Raw genomic sequence first — 17,064 nt, forward strand, 5'->3', positions numbered from 1 at the left:
GCACGCGGCTACTCTGGTCGGCGGAACACTCTTCCGGCCTAGGGGGTCGGTCATCGACAGGAGGACTGAGTGAGCAACGATCGTCCGGTTTTTCCGGTGGTCATGCGCGGCTACGACCGCGCCCAGGTGGACCAGGGTATGGAAGCGCTGACCGAAGCCCTTGCCGAGGCGCGCCGCGAGGTCGAGACGCTCGACGCCCGGGTCATGAAGATCGCCGGCGAGCTCACGGAGGCCCAGCGGCTGCTGCGGGAGAGCGAGCGCCCCACCTATGCCGGGCTCGGCTCGCGGGTGGAGCGCCTTCTGCGCTCCGCGGAGCAGCAGGCGTTCGACGTGGTCAGCCGCGCGAACGAGGACGCCCAGAAGACGATCGAGCACTCGCGGGCCAGCGCGCGGGTGCTCACCCAGCGCGCCGAGCAGGAGGCCGCCGAGCTGCTCGCCCACGCCGGCCGGGAGGCGCAGCTGCTCGCCAGCCACGCGCTGGCCGAGTCCGAGACCACCGTGGTCAATGCCCGGCGGCGGGCCGAGGAGCTCGTCGCGTCCGCCGAGCGGGAGTCCTCCCGGCTGACCAACGCCATCCACGCCGAGATCAGCGAGCGCCGTGCGAGCCTCGAGCGGGAGCTCGGCGTGCTGCGGGCGACGACGGAGAAGGTCACCACCGAGCTGAGGACGCAGGCCCAGCAGGAGGCGGCGGACGTCCGGGCGCGCGCGGAGCAGGAGGCCGCCGACCTCTTCGCCGCCGCCAAGGCGCGCACGGAGGCCATGACCGGAGACGCCGAGGCCCGCGCGGCGGACGCCGAACGGCGCCTCGCCGACGCCCTGGAGCGGTGCGAGCGGCTGCTCGTCGAGACCGACGCCACGGTGCGCGAGCGTGAGGACCGGGCCCACGCCGAGGCGAAGCGGCTCGTCGCAGATGCCCAGAACGAGGCCCGCCGTCTGCGTGTCGACGCCCAGTCTGAGGCCGAGGCCACCGTCGGGACGGCCAAGCGTCAGGTCGACGAGCTGAACAGCCAGCGCGAGGAGGTCGCCGAGTACCTCGAGGAGATGCGGGGTCTGCTCGGCGGGCCGGTCGACGCCGACGCAGCGACCGCTCCTTCGGTGGGGCTCGCCTCGGGCGGGATCGTCGCTGCCGTCGCCGAGGCCGCCCGGGAGCCGGAGGCACCGGTGCAGCCGGCGGAGGCCGTGGAGATCGTCGAGCCGGCCGACACGGCGCCGGCGCCGGCCCCGGCAGCCCCTGCCGATGTGGCGACCCTGGTCACCACGGTCGAGCTGCCGCCGGCGCCCCCGGCCGGCGCGACCGACGTCCCCGCCGAGGGGGCGGACTCGGCGCAGGCCGAGGGCGTCGAGAGCCAGGCCGAGCGCGAGGCGCCGAAGGCTTCGAAGAAGGCTCCCGCCGTCGCGCGTGGCGCTACTGCGTCGAAGCCGCCCGCGACCGCGCTCACCACGGCCGAGGCTGCGCAAGCAGTGGAGGAGGCCACCCCTGAGCACCCGGAGGTGGACGAGACCCAGGTGATGGAGCAGGTCGGCCAGGACGACACCGCCGTCCCCGCGCAGCCGGACGACCGCACGGAGCTGATGGAGGCGGTCGACGACCAGACCCAGGTCTTCGCCAAGGTCGGGGACGCCCGACCCACCGGGACGCCTACCGCCCAGGGGCCCGCCGCGCAGGCGGCACCGGTCCGCCGGGCCGCGAACCAGCGCGGTGGCGGCAAGCCGCGGACGCGCAGCCCTCGTCGCTCCTGACGCTCGCACCCCGCCCTGCCGGCGCCTGCCGGTGACCACGAGCGGCGCCGAGGCTCACCGCCTCGGCGCCGCTCGTCGTCTTGGGGCACTCCCCAAAAGGTGACGTCAGGACCGCAGCGCGGCGCGCACCAGGTCGAGCGCTCGTTTCTGCCCCAGCCCGAGCTCCTTCGCGCGCGCGGCATAGGCGGCCGCCGCCGCCTTGGCCGCGTGCTCGGCGTCGTCGTCAGCCACGAAGGTGCCCGACCGGCCCTTGGTCAGTACCGCCCCCGCCTGCTCCAGCTCGCGATAGACCCGGGCGACCGTGTTGACGGCGAGCCCGAGGTCGCTGGCGAGCTGGCGCACCGTGGGCAGCCGCGTCCCGGCCTTGAGGCGGCCGGCCGTGATCTGCGCCGCGAGCTGTGCGCGCACCTGCTCGTAGGGCGGCACGGGCGAGGTCGAGTCGACGACGATCCCGAGGTCGGTCATCAGCGCACCATCCGGATCTCGGGGATGTCACCCATGCCCGGCTCGGTCTGGCGGGCGCCGTCCGCCACGAAGCCGTGGAGCCGGTAGAACTCTTGCGCCCGGGTGTTCGTCTCGGCGACCCAGAGAAAGCACGGTGCGTCCCCGACGGCGAGCTCCACCAGGTGCGTGCCCGTCCTGCGGCCCTGCTCGGCCGCCAGGACGTAGAGCAGCCTCAGCTGCAGGGGCCGCACCTCCCGCGGGCCGGTGGCCTCCACCGACGCGAAGCCGACCACCTCCTGGTCCCGCACGGCCACCCAGGTCATGGTCGCGCCCGGGTCGGCGAGCACCTGCTCCCACTCCCCTGCCGCGCGGCACTCGCGATCGACGTACACGTCCTCGGGGATGCGGTCGCCGTACGTCTCGCGCCGGGCCTGCCCATGGGCGCGGGCGATCGCGGCGGCGTCGAGCGCCGTCGCCGGCCGGATCCGGGCAGAAGGGACATCGGTCATGGTCGCCAGCCTACGAGCGGGGCCGTGAAGGTCGCACGTGGGCCCTGGTGACCGTGGCTACCCCACCGAACCCTGCGCGCAGCGTTCGTACAGGCCGCGCAGCGCCGCCGCCACGGGCCCCGGCGCCTCCACCGCGCTCATGTGCCCGGCGTGCGGCACGACGACGACCTCCACGTCCGCCAGCGCCGCACTCATGGTGTTCGCCGCGTCCTGCGGGGCGGACGGGTCCTCGGCGCCGCGCAGCACGAGCGCGGGCACACCGAGGTCCTCCAGGGTGAAGAGCCGGTCGGGCCGGGCTGCCATGGCCCGTTGCGCCCAGGCGATCCCCGCCGGCGGGGCGGCGGCCAGCCAGGCACGCATCCGCTCGACCACCTCCGGCCGCTCGGCCTGGGTGGTGGCGCCGAGCACCTGGGTGAGCATCGGTCCCACGGCCTCGGCGCCAACGGACTCCGCGGTCGCCGCCACCGAGAGCCGGTTCGCGCGGGCCGCCTCGTCGTCCGCGGAGGCCTTGGTGTCGAGGAGGCCGACGCCGGCGAGGAGGCCGCGGTGCCGCTCGGCCAGCGCGAGCACGGCATAGCCGCCCATCGACAGGCCCGCCACCACGGCGCGGTCGACGCCCACCTCGTGCAGGGCGGCGGCGACGGCGTCGGCGTAGGTCTCCAGCGCCGGCTCGGCAGACCGGCCGACGGCCCGGGCGACGTCGTCGGGCTGCGGCGAGGCGCCGAAACCCGGGGCGTCGACGGTGATCACCGGCAGGTCCGCCAGCTCCGCGACGACGTCGTCCCACATCGCCGCGTCGAGCGGGAAGCCGTGCAGGAGCACGAGCGGTACGCCGTCAGGTCCGTGCCGGTGCAGGGCGAGGGTCATGGGCCGAGCATGGCACGGCCCATGGGGTCAGTGCCCGCGTCAGCGGGTTGGCCGACGGCGGCCGCGGGCCTGCCAGCACGAGGTGTGCCAGTGCCGCCGGTCCTCGATCCCGGCCTGCGCCCCGAGGAGGTGGTCGTTGCGCCAGGCCACCACGTGCGCCGTCCCGGGCGCGATGAGCTGGTCGCAGCCCGGGCACCGGTAGGACTTGTCCGAGCCGCGCACCTGCCGCACCGAGTACGACCCGCCGTCCGGCCCGCCCTCCGAGCGGGTCATCCCACGCAGGCGGTCAGGGTCCAGCGGCACGTGGCCCGCCGAGTACGGACGACGGCGCGAGCGGCGGGAGGACGGCACCGCCCCATTCTCGCCCACCCGCCGGGTGCGGCGGGCGGGCCGGGTACGGCGGGCGGGCCGGCCCTCGCCTCAGCCCACGGGCTTCTCGGACGCGACCGTCTCCGGGAGCCGGCCGGTGCGCGCGAGCTCGGCGTACCAGCGGGCGGAGTCCTTCGGCGTGCGGCGCAGGGTGTCGTAGTCCACCCGGACCAGGCCGAACCGCTTGGCGTACCCGTAGGCCCACTCGAAGTTGTCCAGGAAGGACCAGGCGAAGTAGCCGCGCACGTCGGCGCCGTCCGCGATCGCCCGCCCGACCTCGGCGATGTGCCGGCGCAGGTAGTCGGTGCGCTCGGTGTCGTGGACCACGCCGTCGGGACCGGGCACGTCCTCGAACGCCGCACCGTTCTCGGTGACCATCAGCGGCAGGCCCTCGTAGGCGTTGTCCAGCGCGGTGAGCAGCTCGTAGAGGCCGGCGGGCTCGATGTTCCAGCCCATCGCCGTCGTCGGCCCGGTGGGCGGGAGGAACTCGACGTCGTCGAGCCCCACCCAGGGGCTGGCCGCGCCGTCGCCGTGCCCGCCGGAGCCGGCGGCGCCGGGGGCGTCCGCGGTGCGGCGCCGCACGTAGCTGGTCGAGTAGAAGTTCACGCCGAGCACGTCGATGCGCTGGCGGATGAGGTGCAGGTCGCCGGGCTGGATGAACGCTGCGTCGGTGAGGTCACGGGTGAGCTCGCGCAGCTCGATCGGGTAGGACCCGTCCAGCAGGGGCCCGAGGAAGACGTGGTTGCCCACCAGGTCCACCTCGTGCGCGGCCGCCAGGTCGGCCAGGTTCTCCGGGTCGGCCGGCCGGGTGACGTGCAGGTTCAGCGCGATGGAGACCTGGGTCTCCTCCCCCAGCTCCTCCCGGATCGCCGCCGTGGCCAGGCCGTGCGCGAGGGTGAGGTGATGGGCCGCGGCCAGCGCCGCGGCAGGGTCGGTGCGGCCCGGGGCGTGGACGCCCGAGGCGTAGCCGAGGAACGCGGTGCACCACGGCTCGTTGAGCGTGGTCCACACCGCCACCCGGTCCCCGAGGGCACGGGCCATCGCGCGGGCGTAGTCGGCGAACGCGTACGCGGTCTCGCGGTTCGCCCACCCGCCGGCGGCCTCCAGCTCGCTGGGCAGGTCCCAGTGGTACAGGGTGACGACGGGCGCGATCCCGGCCGCCCGCAGCTCGTCGAGCAGGTCGGTGTAGAACGTCACCCCCGCGGGGTTGAGCGCGCCGCGGCCACCGGGCTGGACCCGCGGCCAGGAGATGGAGAGCCGGTAGGCGCCCACGCCCAGCTCGCGCAGCAGCGCGACGTCCTCGCGCCAGCGGTGGTAGTGGTCGGTGGCGACGTCGCCGGTGTCCCCGTCGCGGGTACGGCCGGGGGTGTGGGCGAAGTCGTCCCAGATGGACCGCCCGCGCCCGTCCTCGTGGGCCGCGCCCTCGATCTGGTACGCCGCGGTCGCGGCCCCCCAGAGGAAGCCGTCGGGGAACGTCGTGCTCATGCCATCACCTTGCCGAGTCGGAGAACACTGGTCACACGCAGGTCGTCGTCGGTGACGACGACGTCGGCGCGCCGGCCGGCCTCCAGGGCGCCGACGTCGCCGCGGCCGAGGACGGTGGCGGGGGTCGCCGAGGCCATGTGGACGGCGTCGACGAGCGGGACGCCGCCCGCGACGGTGGTGCGCACAACGTCGAGCAGGTGCGCGGTGCCGCCGGCGATGGCGCCGCCGTCGGTCAGGCGGGCGACGCCGTCGGCCACCGTGACGTCCATCGAGCCGAGCCGATAGGTGCCGTCCGGCATGCCGGCGGCGGCCATGGCGTCGGTGACCAGGACGGCGTTGTCGCGGCCGACCAGCTCGTAGACCGACCGCACGACCTGGGGGGCGAGGTGGGTGCCGTCACCGATCAGCTCCACGACGGCGTCCCCGCGGCTGGCGGCGGCGAGGAACTCCGCGATCGGGCCGGGGTCGCGGTGGTGCAGCGGGTGCATGCCGTTGAACAGGTGCGTGACGGTGGGCTTGCCGGAGCGGGTGCCGGGGGCGCGCAGCTGCTCGGCGGACTCGGTGAGCGCGGTGCGGGCCTCGTCGGGGCCGGCGTCGGTGTGTCCCCACGACGGCAGCGCACCGCCGGCGGCGAGGCGCGCCGCCACGCCGTCGGGCCCGGGGTTGCCCGGCTTCTCCGGGGCGAGGGTCATGGTGGCCACGTGCCCGCGGCCGAGCTCGAGGATCTCGGTGGTCAGCGCCGGGTCGGGGTCCTGGATGAGGGTGGGGTCCTGCGCGCCGCAGCGGGTGTGGGAGAGGAACGGGCCCTCGAGGTGGATGGCGTCGACCTCGCCGGCGTCGGCGAGGTCGGCGAGCAGGCCGACAAGGGTGCGCAGGGTGGCCGGGGCGGCGGTGACGAGGGAGGCGACCAGCGTGGTGGTGCCGTGCCGGCGGTGCTCGGCGACGGCGCGCAGCACGTCCTCGGCGCTCGTCGCGTCGGGGAAGGACGCCCCGCCGCCGCCGTGGCAGTGCAGGTCGACCAGGCCGGGGAGCACGTAGCCGGTGTGTTGGGGCGCGGCGTCGACGGCGGGCCCGTGGCCCGCGGCGGCGGCGTCGGCCGCCTCCCCCACCCAGGCGATCGTCGCGCCCGCGACCACGACCGCCCCGTCCTCGATGACCCGCTCGCGTGTGACCACCCGGCCGCGCAGTGCTCGTTCTTCTGCCATGCCCCCAGTCAACACCTGCGGGCGCCGCCGTTCCGAATCGCTCCCTGCGCGGTCGGCTCAGAAGAGCCGGGAGCCTCAGAAGAGCCGGGAGTCGACGTCGTCGAGACCGCGCATGGCGTCGTAGTCCAGGACGAGGCAGCGGATGCCGCGGTCGGTGGCCAGCACGCGCGCCTGCGGCTTGATCTCCTGGGCCGCGAAGACGCCCTGCACGGGGGCGAGCAGCGGGTCCCGGTTGAGCAGCTCGAGGTAACGCGTGAGCTGCTCGACCCCGTCGATGTCGCCGCGCCGCTTGATCTCCACCGCGACCGACGCGCCGCCGGAGTCCTTCGCCATGATGTCCACCGGCCCGATGGCCGTGGGGAACTCGCGGCGCACGAGCTGGTGGCCGGGGCCGAGCAGGTCGATCTGCTCGGCGAGCAGCTTCTGCAGGTGTGCCTCGACGCCGTCCTTGACCAGCCCGGGGTCCACGCCGAGGTCGACGCTGTGGTCGGCGACGACGTCGTGGATGCGCACGACGAGCTTGTCGTCGGACTTGGTGTTCTGGACCGTCCACACCTCGCGGACACCCTGGCCGGCGTCGGCGGCGTCCGGCTCGGCCACCGTGAGCTTGCACGGCGGGCTCATCCAGTTCAGCGGCTTGTAGGAGCCGCCGTCGGAGTGCACCAGCACGGAGCCGTCGGCCTTGACCATGAGCAGCCGGGTGGCCCGGGGCAGGTGGGCGTCCAGGCGCCCGGAGTAGTCGACAGAGCAGCTGGCGATCACGACACGCACGCGAGTTCGACTCCAGGGAGGGGGGCGGACAACGCCCGCAAGCCTAACCCGCCCCTCGGCGCAGCCGAGCCGGCACGACGCCCACCACCGGCGTCGCCGGGCCTTCCCGCGAGCCCCCGCCCGGGTGCAACATCAGACGCACGCGCTACGCAGGGCTTCGGGGCCCGCCGCCGCAGGCCGAGGCGGACTCGACAGGAGCCCGGCGAAGCCGTCGGCGAGACGAGGGGGAGCTGTGACCGACACGGACACGTCAGGCACGGTGGTCGTCGGCGTGGACGGCTCGGGAGGGGACGCCGGCATCGTCGACTGGGCCGCGGACGAGGCCGCCCGCCGACGCGCCCCACTGGTGGTGCTCTACGCCTACGCGTGGGGCGTCCCGCTGCCGATGGCGTTCGCCGCCGGGAAGGAGGTCACCGACCCCGCGGTGGCCCGGGCCCGGGCACGTCACCCCGGCCTTGCCGTGCAGGGGCTGGAGGTCCTCGGGCACGCGGTCACCGCCCTCGCGGATGCGTCGAAGCGGGCGTCGCTCCTCGTGCTCGGTGCCAAGGGAGCGTCGGCCGGCAGGTTCGGCTCCGTCGTCGAGCGGGTCATGGCACACGCGGGCTGTCCCGTCGTGGTGCTGTCCGGGGGGCGCGAACCGCGCCGCGGGCCTGTCGTCGTCTGGGTCGACACCGCCGACGGCGCCCGCCCGGTCCTGGACTTCGCGCTGGCGGTGGCGGGCGGACACGGCGTCCCGGTGCAGGTGGTCCAGGCTCGGCCTGGGGACGGCGCGGGGCTGGCCCGCCTGATGACCGAGTGCGCCGAGGCCTACCCGCAGGTACCCGTCACGCTCGAAGAGGTGAGCGGGACCGTCGCCGCGGCCCTCCTCGACCGGGCCGGGGCGGCCACCCTGGTGGTCGTGGGCACGCCGGCAGGCCACCATCTCGGACGTGTGGCCCGCGAGGTGGTCGACGGCGCCCCGGCCGTTGCCGTCGTGCCGGTGCCGGCCAGCACGCGGTCCTCCACGCGCTGACCGAACCGCGTCGGCAGACGGGCGGACGGGCATGCCGGAACAGGACGCAGGCGCGGCGGACGCGCTGCGTGCACCCCCGCTCGCGGGCTCGGGATCGCCGACCCACGACGTGGTCCTCGTGGACCTCCCGGATGGGCTCGTCCGCCGTCCGGGTGACCTCGTCGCCCTCGGATCAAGCCTGCTCGGGATGGTCGCGGTGCTGGTGCTCACGGCCTACGCCCCCCGCACCACCGAGGCGGTCAGCGGGGACGTCGGGTCCGCGGCGAGCGTGGTGCGCGCCGTCGTCCAGGTGCCGCTGACCGCGCTCGAGGGCGCCCTGATCCTCCTGGTCCCCACTGTGGTCCTGGTCGCAGCGCTGATCCAGCGGGCGGTGCGCACCGCCGCCGGGATGGTGCTCGCCGCGGTCGTCGCGGTCCTGGTGGCGGGGGCGCTGCTGCGGCTGGCCGCTCCGCTGGCCTTCGTCCAGGGTGCACTCGGGACGCCGGCCGCCCCGGGTGCCGAGGACGCCGGGGCGAGCCCCTACGTCGCCGGGCTGACCGCGCTTCTCACAGTCGCCGGCGGCGGCACACGCACCCGCCGCGTGCCGTGGGCGATGCTCTGGGTGGCCACCGGCCTCTCCGTGATCGAGGGCCGGCAGACGCCCGCCGGGGCTGTCGTCATCATCCTGCTGGGCCACGCCGTCGGTCTGCTGGTCCGCTACCTCCTGGGGGCGCGATCCGACCGGGCCGCCGGTGCGGCGTTGGTGCGCGGCGTTATGCGGGCCGGGCTGGTCCCCGTGCGGATCGTGCGGCTGACGACCGGACCCGACCAGGTGCGAGCCGTCGCGTGGCGTGTCCGCACCGACGCCCCGGTCGGGTACGCCGGCCGCAGCCCGCCGTACGCCGGCCCCGGCCGGCCTGGCGACGTCGTCGTCGTGGACCGAGGCGTCGACCCCGTGGCCGCCCAGGCGGCTGCCGGGGTGCTGAGCGACCTGTCCGACCGCGCCCGGCACTACGCCGTGTGGGACGGCGCGGGCAGGCGGTTCGACATGGCCGTCCTCGACGGTGACCGACAGGTCCTGGACTACCTGGGAGGCCTGTGGGACGTGGTACGGGTCCGCGGCCTGCGCCAGAGCCACGGCGCCACCTTGGGCGAGAGGGCCCGGCACGCCGGGCTGATGCGGCTCTGGGCCCGGGTGGCCGGCGTGCGTACCCCGGCGCTGGTGGGCCTGTCCGGGGCGCGTGACTCGGTCATCATGGTGAGCGCGCACGTGCCGGGCCTGCGTCCCGTCTCCGAGGTCGTGGCCCGCCAGAGCGACGACGCGGTGCTGGACGACGTCTGGCGGCAGGTGCTGCGCGCGCACGGCCACGGCCTCAGTCATGGGACCCTCGACCGGGCGTCGGTCCAGGTCGACCGGGACGGCCAGGTCTGGCTCCTGAACTGGGACGACGGTGAGGCGCTCGCGAGCGAGCTCGCCCGGCGCGTGGACCTGGCCCAGATCCTCGTGCTCCTCGCCCTGCACGCCGGTCCCGACCGTGCGCTGCGGTCGGCCGCGCGGGCGCTTCCGCGTGAGGCGCTCGCCGCGCTCACCCCCTTCGTCCAGCCGGCCGTGCTGCCCCCGACCACCAGGCGGGGCTCACGTCGCCTGCTCGACCACCTGCGCCGGCAGCTGGCGGACCTCGTTCCCGCCGCCCCGGCCGTCCCGGCCCGGTTGAGCCGGTTCAGCCTTCGTACGATCCTCCTGGTCGTCGTCGGCGGTGTCGCGGTCTGGCTCCTCATGGGCAGCCTCGGCTCCGACGACCTCGTCGCCACGGTGTCCGGCGCCCGGCCGGGCTGGATGGTGGTGTCCTTCCTGCTCGGGATCGTGACGTACCTCGGCTCCGCCCTGGGGCTCGTCGCCTTCTCGCCCGAACGTCTGGGGTTCTGGCGCACGACGGCGGTCCAGCTCGCCGCCTCGGTCGTTGCCCTGGTGGTCCCGGCCGGCGTGGGCCCGGCTGCCCTCAACCTGCGGTTCCTCCAGCGCCGGCGCGTCCCGTTGCCGGTCGCCGTCGCCACGGTGGGCCTGACCCAGCTCATGCAGTTCCTCACGACGGTCGTGCTCCTGGCCACCGTCGCGCTCGGCACCGGCTCCATCGGCACGCTGCGCACGCCGTCGCCCATCTTCGCCGTCGTCGCGGTGGGGACGGTCGGCGCCGTCGCCGCGGCGCTGGCCGTGCCCCCGGTGCGTCGGTGGGTGGCCCGCAAGGTGGCTCCCACGCTGGCCCAGATCCGGCCGCGGTTGTTGTGGCTCGCGGGTCACCCCGGCCGCATCGGGCTCGGGGCACTCGGTGGGGTTGTCCTCAGCGCCGGGTACATCGCCGCTTTCGGGGCGGCGCTCGCCGCCTTCGGGCACTCACTGCCGCCGGCGACCCTCGCCATCACCTATCTGGGCGCCAGCGCCGCCGGCTCGCTGATCCCCTCCCCCGGCGGGATAGGCCCGGTCGAGCTGGCCCTCACCGGCGGCCTGACCCTCGCCGGGGTCCCCTACGGTGCCGCCCTGTCCACCGCCCTGCTCTTCCGGCTGCTGACCTTCTGGGCCCCCGTGCCGCTCGGGTGGCTGGCGATGCGGCTCCTGGGGCGCCGCGGCGAGATCTGAGGCACGCGGCAGACCTTCAGCACCGTCCAAGGGGGCTCCCAGGCAACGGGGGCACCGTGAGCCCATGGCCGTCGCCGTCTCCACCCGCCGAGCCCGTGCACTGCGCCCGGACGCCGCCCACGTCCCCGTGTGGTGGCGCGACGCCGCAGGCCTGCTGGCCTGGGCCTCGATGCTCGTCGTCGTGGCGCTGTGGGTCCACGGCGGCGGTATCCAGGACCTCACCGCCGGCGTCGCCGGGGCGATGACCACGCTGGGCCGTGTCACGGGGCTGGTGGCGGCGGATCTCATGCTCGTCCAGGTCGTCCTCATGGCGCGCGTGCCGTTCGTCGAACGGTCCTTCGGCCAGGACGAGCTCGCACACCGTCACCGGTTCGTCGGGCTCGTGTCCTTCTGGCTCCTGCTCGGCCACATCGTGCTGATCGTCCTGGGCTACGCGATGGCGGCTCGGTCGGGTGTGCTCGCCACGGCCTGGGGCATGGTGCGCACGTTCCCCGGCATGCTGCTCGCCACGGTCGGCACCGCGCTGCTGATCCTGGTGGTGTCGACGTCGGCACGCGCGGCGCGCCGCCGGCTCCGGTACGAGTCGTGGCACCTGCTGCACCTCTACGGATACGTCGGGGGCCTCCTCGTGGTCCCGCACATGGTGTGGACGGGCGCGGAGTTCACCACGAACGCTCCCGCACGTGCGTACTGGTGGACCGCCTGGGGCGCCGCCGTCGCCGCTGTGCTCGCCTTCCGCCTGGCGCTGCCTGCGTGGCGCTCGCGCCGCCACCGCGTCGTGGTCGACCGCGTCCACCACGAGGCACCCGACGTCGTCTCGGTGCACCTACGGGGCCGCGACCTCGGTCGCCTCCCTGTCCAGGCCGGCAACTTCTTCGTGTGGAGGTTCGCCGGTCCGGGGCGCACCCGCGGCCACCCCCTCTCCCTGTCCGCCCCGCCCACGGCCACGGCCCTGCGGGTGACGGCGAAGGTGACCGGAGACGGCACCGCACGGCTGGCCGGGCTCCGGCCCGGCACCCCCGTCACCTTCGAGGGGCCCTACGGTCGCCTCACCCAGGCCGCCCGCACCCGCCCCGGCGTGGTCCTGCTCGCCTGCGGGATCGGGGTCACCCCGATGCGCGCCCTGCTCGAGGACCTCACCTACCCTTCCGGTGCCGCGACGCTCATCTACCGTGCCCGCTCCGAGGCCGAGCTCGTCCTGCGCGAGGAGCTCCACGAGGTCGCGGCACGGCGCGGGGCACGGGTGATCGAGCTCGTCGGCGCGCGGGTGCCCGACCGGTCCTCCTGGCTGCCCGCGTGGGCGGGCGCATGGGACGACGCCGCCGCGCTGCTCGACATGGTCCCCGACGTGGCTGACCGCGACGTCTACCTCTGCGGGCCCGACGGGTGGATGGATGCCGCGGGGGCCGCCGTCCGCCGCGCCGGAGTACCGCTGCCCCAGACCCACCTCGAGCGATTCACGATGTGACGGAGAACCGATGCGCAAGATCATCCTCGCCGGCGCCACCACCGCGACGGGCCTCGTCCTTCTGATGTCCTACCCGACGTCGACCGGCCGAACGCTCGCACAACCGCCGGCCGACACCGGACCGAGCGCCACGGTCCCCGGTGCCACGGGCACCGGTCCGAGCAGCGACCCCACCCCCGACCAGCAGACGACCGCCCCGAACAGCGCGCCGAGCGGCACCTACACCGGGCCCGCGGTCATGACCACGTGGGGCACGGTGCAGGTGCAGGTCACCGTCACCAACGGCCAGGTCGCCGACGCACACGCGATTCAGGTGCCCGACGGCAACGCCCGCGACGCGCAGATCAACTCCTACGCCGTACCCATCCTCGAGGCCGAGACAGTCAGCGCCAACAACAGCCGCATCGACGCGGTATCCGGAGCCACCGTCACGAGCGAGGGCTACATCGACTCCCTCCAGGCCGCGCTGGACCAGGCGGGCCTGCGATGACCGCCCCCGCCGTCGGCCACCCGGCGCGCCGGGCGTGGCACCACGACGTCATGGGCATGCCGGTGAGCATCCACGTGCTCGGCGGTCCCGACGGCGATACCGAACGCGCCGTCACCGCGGTGTACGAGGAGCTGCGACGCCTGGACCTCCTCCTCAGCACCTACCGCCCCGACTCGGAGGTCTCCCGGCTGGCCGACGGCGCAATCAGCCCGGCCGAGTGCACCCGGGAAGTGCGGGAGGTGATGGACCTGTGCGACCTGGCATCACAGCTCACCCGCGGCGCCTTCGATGCCCGCCGTCCCCTGCCCGGTGGCGGCCACCGTCTCGATCCGACCGGCCTGGCAAAGGGCTGGATGGTCGAGCGCGCCGCGGAGCCCCTACGGGCCCTGCCCGGCGCCGACTGGTACGTCAACGCCGGCGGCGACCTCCTGGCGGCCGCCGCTCCGGGAAACCCGCCGGTGCGGATCGGGATCGAGGACCCGCTCGACCGCGCAAGGCTGGTCACCGTCGTGGAGATCCGCGACGGCGGTGTGGCAACCTCCGGGACGGCCGCCCGCGGACCGCACATCTGGGATCCGCACACCGGTGCACCTGCGAGAGCGCTCGCCTCGGTCACGGTCGCGGGACCGACGCTCACCTTCGCCGACGCCCTCGCCACCGCGGTGTTCGTCGAGGGCGCCGAGGCAGCAGCGTGGGCGGCGGAGCTGGGGTACGAGGTCGTCGTCGTCCACCGGGACGGCCGGGCAGAGCGGACCCTCCCGGCCGCCGTGGAGGGGGAGTCGACGACGCCCCGGGGGAAGCGGACATCTCAACGAGGAGAAAGAGGTGATGACGTCTCGCGGCGGAGATGACATCTCACCGAGACGATGTTCTCGCGGAGGAGATGACATCTCACCGACACGATGTTCTCGCGGAGGAGATGACATCTCACGCCTCATGCTTGTGGGCGGCTAGAGGCGTGGCTCGCCTCGGGGCGGCGCCGCCTCCAGCCAGCTCACCAGGCCCGCGAACGCCTCACGCACCATGGCGATCTCGAGTACCTCGCCGCGGTGCGACACGCGCGCCTCGATCACGTGCCCGGCGCCCGGCCGCCGCTCACGGGCGAGCACCACGAGCTCGTCCCGGGCCAACGTCCGGGACGGCGTCAGCCGCACCGACACCAGCCGGTACCAGTACACACGTCCCGCCCCGTAGCAGGCGATGCCGCTGGTCCAGTCCTTCGCGCCGGTCCGGCGCAGCGCGCACTCGAAAGAGCCGACCCGGTTGGCGATGCGCCGCACGCGCACGGCGTAGAGGGCGATCGCCACCACGACGAGGACGAGGGCGAGGACGGCCAGAGTTCCCCAGCCGGCACCCGCCCCCGTCAACGCGGCCCTACTTCTCGTCGCGGCCCAGCGCCGCCGGCTCGTTCCCGCTCTCCAGCACCACCGTGACCACGTCCTGGTCCACCGACACGAAGCCGTCGACGACGTCGATCGTCACCGGGGCCCCGGACGTGGGCGTGATCCGCACGGTGCCCGGGCGCAGCACGGCCAGGACCGGCTCACGCCCGGTGAGGATGCCGAGGTCGCCGCCCGCGGCGGGGACCACCACGCTGGACGCCTCGCCGTTCCACAGGGCGCGCTCGGTGGACACCACGTCAACCTTCATGGTCATCGTTCAGACCTCCTTGGCTCGCGCGAGCCGCTCAGCGCAGCTCGGACTGGATCTTGTGCCAGTTGCGCTCGAGGTCCTCGATGCCACCGATGTTGAAGAACGCCTGCTCGGGCACGTGGTCGTACTCGCCGTTCGCGATGCGATTGAACGCCTCGACGGTCTCGGCCACGGGCACCGTGGAGCCCTCGACGCCGGTGAACTTCACCGCGGTGTAGGTGTTCTGCGAGAGGAACTGCTCGATCCGGCGCGCACGCGCGACGGTGATCTTGTCCTCCTCGCCGAGCTCGTCGACACCGAGGATGGCGATGATGTCCTGCAGCTCCTTGTTCTTCTGCAGGATCGTCTTCACCCGGGTCGCGACGTCGTAGTGCTCCTGGCCCACGTACTGCGGGTCGAGGATGCGCGACGTCGAGGCCAGCGGGTCAACGGCCGGGTACAGACCGCGGGAGGCAATGTCACGGGAGAGCTCCGTGGTGGCGTCCAGGTGGGCGAACGTCGTCGCCGGGGCCGGGTCCGTGTAGTCGTCGGCGGGCACGTAGATGGCCTGCAGCGACGTGATGGAGTGGCCGCGCGTGGAGGTGATCCGCTCCTGCAGCTGGCCCATCTCGTCGGCCAGGTTGGGCTGGTAGCCCACCGCGGACGGCATGCGGCCCAGCAGCGTGGAGACCTCGGAGCCGGCCTGGGTGAAGCGGAAGATGTTGTCGATGAAGAGCAGCACCTCCTGCTTCATGACGTCGCGGAAGTACTCCGCCATCGTCAGGGCGGAGAGGGCCACGCGCAGACGCACGCCCGGCGGCTCGTCCATCTGGCCGAAGACCAGGGCCGTCTTGTCGAAGACGCCCGCGTCCTCCATCTCGGCGATGAGGTCGTTGCCCTCACGGGTGCGCTCACCGACGCCGGCGAAGACGGACACGCCACCGTGGTCCTGCGCCACGCGCTGGATCATCTCCTGGATCAGCACGGTCTTGCCCACGCCGGCGCCGCCGAACAGGCCGATCTTGCCGCCCTGGACGTACGGGGTCAGCAGGTCGATGACCTTGATGCCGGTCTCGAACATGGTGGTGCGGGACTCGAGCTGGTCGAAGCGCGGGGGCTCGCGGTGGATGGGCCAGCGCTCGGTGATCTCCAGCTGCTCGCCCTCCTTGAGGTTGAGCACCTCGCCGGTCACGTTGAACACGTGGCCCTTGGTGACGTCACCGACCGGCACCGAGATCGGGGCCCCGGTGTCCGCCACCCGCGCGCCGCGGACCAGGCCGTCGGTCGGCTTCAGGGCGATGGCACGCACGAGGTTGTCCCCGAGGTGCTGCGCGACCTCGAGCGTCATCGTCTGCTTGCCCTGCCCGACGAGCTCGACCTCGGTGGTGAGGGCGTTGTACATCTCCGGGATCGCGTCCGGCGGGAACTCGATGTCGACGACGGGCCCGGTGACGCGGGAGATCCGGCCCACGCCGGGTCCGCCGGTCTTCGGCGTTTCGGTGGCTGTGGCAGTCATGTGTCCTTGTTCCTTCACTTGTCCCGGGCGAGAGGCTGGTTGGTCATCGGCTGGACGACAACGCGTCGGCACCGGAGACGATCTCGGTGATCTCCGAGGTGATGTCCGCCTGGCGGGCGGTGTTCGCCAGCCGTGTGTAGTCGCGGATCAGGTCCTCGGCGTTGTCGGTGGCGGTGTGCATCGCCCGCTGGCGGGAGGCGAGCTCGGAGGCCGCGGCCATGAGCAGCTCGCCGTAGATGCGGCGCCGGACGTACATCGGCAGCAGGGCGTCCAGCACCTCGTCGGCCGAGGGCTCGAACTCGTACAGCGGCAGCGGCTCGCCGCCGGCGGGTGCGACGCCCTCGACGATCTCCAGCGGCAGCATCCGCCGGACCTGCGGCACCTGGGTCACCATGGACTCGAACCGGGTGAACACCACGTGCAGCTCGGCCACGCCACCGGCGTCGGCCGGGGCGAGGAACGCCTCGAGGAGCGCGTCGCCGATCTCCCGGGCCGTCTCCGGCCGCGGGCTGTCGGACCCGCCGGTCCACGACCGGACGACCTCGCGGCCCCTGAAGCGGAAGTAGCCCTCGCCGCGCCGTCCGGAGACGTACAGCACGGGCTCCTTGCCCTCCTCCTCGAGCCGCTCGATCAGCCGCTCGGTCTCGCGCAGGACGGTCGCGGAGTAGGCGCCCGCCATGCCACGGTCGGAGGTCACCGCGAGCACCGCCACCCGCTTGGTGTCGGTGCGCCCGGTGATCATCGGGTGGTCCAGGTTGGCGTGCGCCGAGACCGCCGAGACGGCCCGGATCAGCGCCTGGGTGTAGGCGTCCTGGCCCAGCGCGGCGTCACGCGCCTTGCCGATCCGCGACGCCGCGATGAGCTCCATGGCCCGGAAGACCTTCTTCAGCGTCTGGGTCGCCCGGATCTTCTGCTTGTAGACGCGCTGTGATCCCGCCATGC

17 protein-coding genes are annotated in these 17,064 nt (G+C 74.1%); 6 read left to right on the forward strand and 11 right to left on the reverse strand.

Annotated features, from left to right (window positions below; all coding sequences use genetic code 11):
* Positions 1-69: 69 nt before the first annotated feature.
* Complete coding sequence (locus tag FE374_RS13305) at positions 70-1,740, forward strand: coiled-coil domain-containing protein (RefSeq protein WP_139929670.1); 1,671 nt, start codon at positions 70-72, stop codon at positions 1,738-1,740.
* Between the two features lie 105 nt (positions 1,741-1,845).
* Here FE374_RS13305 and FE374_RS13310 read toward each other — a convergent pair whose 3' ends face one another.
* The 7 genes from FE374_RS13310 to nucS all read right to left on the reverse strand — a co-directional run bounded on the left by FE374_RS13310 (position 1,846) and on the right by nucS (position 7,390).
* Positions 1,846-2,205 carry a GntR family transcriptional regulator gene (locus FE374_RS13310; RefSeq protein ID WP_139929671.1) on the reverse strand — a complete coding sequence of 120 codons (360 nt, stop codon included), beginning with the start codon at positions 2,203-2,205 and terminating at the stop codon, positions 1,846-1,848.
* Positions 2,205-2,693: a GNAT family N-acetyltransferase gene (locus FE374_RS13315; RefSeq protein ID WP_139929672.1), complete on the reverse strand. Its 489-nt coding sequence runs from the start codon at positions 2,691-2,693 to the stop codon at positions 2,205-2,207. Before FE374_RS13315 ends, FE374_RS13310 begins: the two co-directional genes overlap by 1 nt.
* A gap of 57 nt (positions 2,694-2,750) precedes the next feature.
* A complete protein-coding gene (locus tag FE374_RS13320) occupies positions 2,751-3,560 on the reverse strand; it encodes an alpha/beta fold hydrolase (RefSeq protein WP_139929673.1) in 810 nt (269 codons plus the stop codon).
* 39 nt (positions 3,561-3,599) lie between these two features.
* A complete protein-coding gene (locus tag FE374_RS13325; RefSeq protein WP_139929674.1) occupies positions 3,600-3,911 on the reverse strand; it encodes a hypothetical protein in 312 nt (103 codons plus the stop codon).
* A gap of 69 nt (positions 3,912-3,980) precedes the next feature.
* Positions 3,981-5,414 (reverse strand): GH1 family beta-glucosidase, encoded by a 1,434-nt coding sequence (locus FE374_RS13330; RefSeq protein WP_139929675.1) that lies wholly within the window; start codon positions 5,412-5,414, stop codon positions 3,981-3,983.
* On the reverse strand, positions 5,411-6,619 hold the full coding sequence (locus tag FE374_RS13335; RefSeq protein WP_139929676.1) for an N-acetylglucosamine-6-phosphate deacetylase: 1,209 nt from the start codon (positions 6,617-6,619) through the stop codon (positions 5,411-5,413). The genes FE374_RS13330 and FE374_RS13335 overlap by 4 nt, the downstream gene beginning before the upstream one ends.
* 75 nt (positions 6,620-6,694) lie before the next feature.
* Positions 6,695-7,390 carry an endonuclease NucS gene (nucS, locus tag FE374_RS13340; RefSeq protein ID WP_139929677.1) on the reverse strand — a complete coding sequence of 232 codons (696 nt, stop codon included), beginning with the start codon at positions 7,388-7,390 and terminating at the stop codon, positions 6,695-6,697.
* 232 nt (positions 7,391-7,622) lie between these two features.
* On the opposite strand from nucS, the gene FE374_RS13345 reads away from it, so the two are divergent.
* The 5 genes from FE374_RS13345 (at position 7,623) to FE374_RS13365 (ending at position 13,825) form a co-directional block, all read left to right on the forward strand.
* A complete protein-coding gene (locus tag FE374_RS13345; protein WP_139929678.1) occupies positions 7,623-8,402 on the forward strand; it encodes a universal stress protein in 780 nt (259 codons plus the stop codon).
* A 31-nt stretch (positions 8,403-8,433) separates the two neighbouring features.
* Positions 8,434-11,016 carry a lysylphosphatidylglycerol synthase transmembrane domain-containing protein gene (locus tag FE374_RS13350; RefSeq protein ID WP_139929679.1) on the forward strand — a complete coding sequence of 861 codons (2,583 nt, stop codon included), beginning with the start codon at positions 8,434-8,436 and terminating at the stop codon, positions 11,014-11,016.
* Between the two features lie 64 nt (positions 11,017-11,080).
* Positions 11,081-12,484, forward strand: coding sequence for a ferredoxin reductase family protein (locus FE374_RS13355; protein WP_139929680.1), 1,404 nt, complete (start codon positions 11,081-11,083; stop codon positions 12,482-12,484).
* A 10-nt stretch (positions 12,485-12,494) separates the two neighbouring features.
* Entirely contained in the window at positions 12,495-12,974 is a 480-nt protein-coding gene (locus FE374_RS13360) for an FMN-binding protein (RefSeq protein WP_139929681.1), read from the forward strand.
* Complete coding sequence (locus FE374_RS13365; protein WP_139929682.1) at positions 12,971-13,825, forward strand: FAD:protein FMN transferase; 855 nt, start codon at positions 12,971-12,973, stop codon at positions 13,823-13,825. Before FE374_RS13360 ends, FE374_RS13365 begins: the two co-directional genes overlap by 4 nt.
* Before the next feature lie 99 nt (positions 13,826-13,924).
* Here the strand turns inward: FE374_RS13365 and FE374_RS13370 are convergent, their stop codons facing one another.
* From FE374_RS13370 to FE374_RS13385, 4 genes are read right to left on the reverse strand one after another with little or no spacing between them, the layout of a single operon-like run.
* On the reverse strand, positions 13,925-14,341 hold the full coding sequence (locus FE374_RS13370; RefSeq protein WP_139929683.1) for a DUF2550 family protein: 417 nt from the start codon (positions 14,339-14,341) through the stop codon (positions 13,925-13,927).
* Between the two features lie 7 nt (positions 14,342-14,348).
* On the reverse strand, positions 14,349-14,630 hold the full coding sequence (locus FE374_RS13375) for a F0F1 ATP synthase subunit epsilon (RefSeq protein WP_139929684.1): 282 nt from the start codon (positions 14,628-14,630) through the stop codon (positions 14,349-14,351).
* Positions 14,631-14,661: 31 nt separating this feature from the next.
* Positions 14,662-16,122, reverse strand: coding sequence for a F0F1 ATP synthase subunit beta (atpD, locus tag FE374_RS13380; RefSeq protein ID WP_139929685.1), 1,461 nt, complete (start codon positions 16,120-16,122; stop codon positions 14,662-14,664).
* Between the two features lie 43 nt (positions 16,123-16,165).
* On the reverse strand, positions 16,166-17,062 hold the full coding sequence (locus FE374_RS13385; protein WP_139929686.1) for a F0F1 ATP synthase subunit gamma: 897 nt from the start codon (positions 17,060-17,062) through the stop codon (positions 16,166-16,168).
* Between the last annotated feature and the right edge of the window lie 2 nt (positions 17,063-17,064).

It is taken from the genome of Georgenia yuyongxinii, assembly GCF_006352065.1.
Classification (GTDB): domain Bacteria; phylum Actinomycetota; class Actinomycetes; order Actinomycetales; family Actinomycetaceae; genus Georgenia; species Georgenia yuyongxinii.